The sequence below is a fragment of the Planktothrix sp. FACHB-1355 genome (assembly GCF_014748295.1).
In the GTDB taxonomy this organism is placed as follows: domain Bacteria; phylum Cyanobacteriota; class Cyanobacteriia; order Cyanobacteriales; family Aerosakkonemataceae; genus Aerosakkonema; species Aerosakkonema funiforme_A.
Genome location: NZ_JACJUP010001349.1, coordinates 1 through 1666 on the forward strand (window position 1 = coordinate 1; position 1666 = coordinate 1666).

The following is a 1666-nucleotide window of genomic DNA, read 5'->3' on the forward strand; positions in this document are numbered from 1 at the left end:
ATCGTGACTGATAGACACGCAACCGTCACATTGACATTTATCGTCCCCAACGGCTCAACTATACCGATCGAATTTGTCATCGATACAGGATTTACTGGACATCTTTGCTTGCCCCCAGAAGCGGTTTCATTATTGAGGTTCCCTTTCATATACGATCTCCCCGCAAACTTAGCAGACAACAGCGAGGTTTTATTGCCAGTCCATGAAGCAGTTGTGATATGGAATGGAGAAGAAAGAGAAGTTCGGGTACTTGCGACAGGGCGAAGACCTTTACTGGGAACTGCGTTGCTAGAGGAACATGAACTTGTAGTACAGTTCACTGAAGGCGGTCTGGTAACAATTGAAGAGTTGTAATAGCCATTAGTGCGATCTCCCTTCCTTTTAGCTTAGTTTAAACCAAGGAAACCCAACATCTATTTCCAATCACAATCTTATCTATTTCCAGCATAACAATGTGATGATTGGAAGGAGAGCGATCGCACCCCTACCCAAAAAAAAGAGCGATCGCTTATTGATTTAGAGTAATTCTATATTCTCCTCAATGAGGAGAAAGTTACGTCCTTTGTTTAAATAATGAACTCAATAAACTTCGTCATGGCTACCAATATCAATTAAAAGGATTTCTTCAACATCTGAATCTGAATATTTCTTGAAATTGAATACTATTCGACAGTCGTACTCTACAGTACAAGCCCATGCACCAGATAGCTTACCTTTCAGCTTATGAGTCTTAAGTGACGGATGAAATGGATCGTTTACTAATAGTTCTAATCGCGCAGCTATTTTTTCCTCCATTTCAGGTTGTTGGCGAATTAACGATTTGAAACCTCGTTTGAAAGAAGACGTTAAGACAAGAGTTCTCATCGTTTTAATTCCGCCATTATATCATTTACTGTGCCTCGGAATACTTGTCCATTCAAATACTCTTCTTCAGCACTAACAATATTGAGAGCGATCTCATCTCTCCGTTTTTCCTTTAGTCGTTGCCCGATCAAATCGATTAGAACCATCTGTTCTTCATCCGACATTTCTTCCACTAATTCCAAAACGGCATCAAAGCTATAGGTTTTCATTGTCAGACTCCAGAAACTCTGCATAATTATAGCTTACCTGAGAGCGAGCTAGCCACCAGTGTTTTAAGCAATACAAAAAAAGTGCGATCGCTTGCTTGAATTTTAAGACAGTCGCTACGAAACTCATAAGGTACGCAATATCCACTCTGGTTAGCCGTTAGATATGATAAAATAGTTCGTAAAAATCACTGTCGCGATCGGAACTTACCTTATGCAAACAATCCTTCTCAGCCGTGAAGAAGTGGCGAAACGTGCAAAACAATTGTACGAAAATAGCATCCGTCAACAAGTGGAAGTGGATGAGAACATCGGCAAAATGGTCATCATCGACTTTGAATCAGGAGACTACGAAGTAGATGAAACTGGCTTAAAAGCAGCACGCAAACTTAGCAAAAAACATCCAAATGCTCGTCTTTTTGGCATTCGCATTGGATACAATGTAGCTGTATCATTCGGTGGTGTTATGGAGCGTGTTTACAAGTGATTTCTGGCATCGTGACTGATAGACACGCAACCGTCACATTGACATTTATCGTCCCCAACGGCTCAACTATACCGATCGAATTTGTCATCGATACAGGATTTACTGGACA

General features: G+C 40.8%; 4 protein-coding genes. 2 read left to right on the forward strand and 2 right to left on the reverse strand.

The genetic code is table 11. The annotated features are described in order from the left end of the window. A partial coding sequence (locus tag H6S82_RS32290; RefSeq protein ID WP_242057202.1) for a clan AA aspartic protease occupies nt 1–354 on the forward strand: 354 nt, incomplete at its 5' end. A gap of 225 nt (nt 355–579) precedes the next feature. On the opposite strand, the gene H6S82_RS32295 is transcribed toward H6S82_RS32290, so the two are convergent. Together H6S82_RS32295 and H6S82_RS32300 are read right to left on the reverse strand one after the other, a co-directional pair. Continuing rightward, nucleotides 580–864, reverse strand: coding sequence for a type II toxin-antitoxin system mRNA interferase toxin, RelE/StbE family (locus tag H6S82_RS32295; protein WP_190464317.1), 285 nt, complete (start codon nt 862–864; stop codon nt 580–582). Next, complete coding sequence (locus H6S82_RS32300; RefSeq protein WP_190464316.1) at nt 861–1073, reverse strand: hypothetical protein; 213 nt, start codon at nt 1071–1073, stop codon at nt 861–863. The genes H6S82_RS32295 and H6S82_RS32300 overlap by 4 nt, the downstream gene beginning before the upstream one ends. 211 nt (nt 1074–1284) lie before the next feature. Between H6S82_RS32300 and H6S82_RS32305 the strand changes: the two genes are divergently transcribed. Continuing rightward, nucleotides 1285–1557, forward strand: coding sequence for a hypothetical protein (locus H6S82_RS32305; RefSeq protein ID WP_190464319.1), 273 nt, complete (start codon nt 1285–1287; stop codon nt 1555–1557). Nucleotides 1558–1666: the final 109 nt, after the last annotated feature.

What these genes read in the sequence shown, in the direction of transcription:
- H6S82_RS32295 (WP_190464317.1), bottom strand. Translation starts at nt 864, where the DNA reads ATGAGAACTCTTGTCTTAACGTCTTCTTTCAAACGAGGTTTCAAATCG.
- H6S82_RS32300 (WP_190464316.1), bottom strand. Translation starts at nt 1,073, where the DNA reads ATGAAAACCTATAGCTTTGATGCCGTTTTGGAATTAGTGGAAGAAATG.
- H6S82_RS32305 (WP_190464319.1), top strand. Translation starts at nt 1,285, where the DNA reads ATGCAAACAATCCTTCTCAGCCGTGAAGAAGTGGCGAAACGTGCAAAA.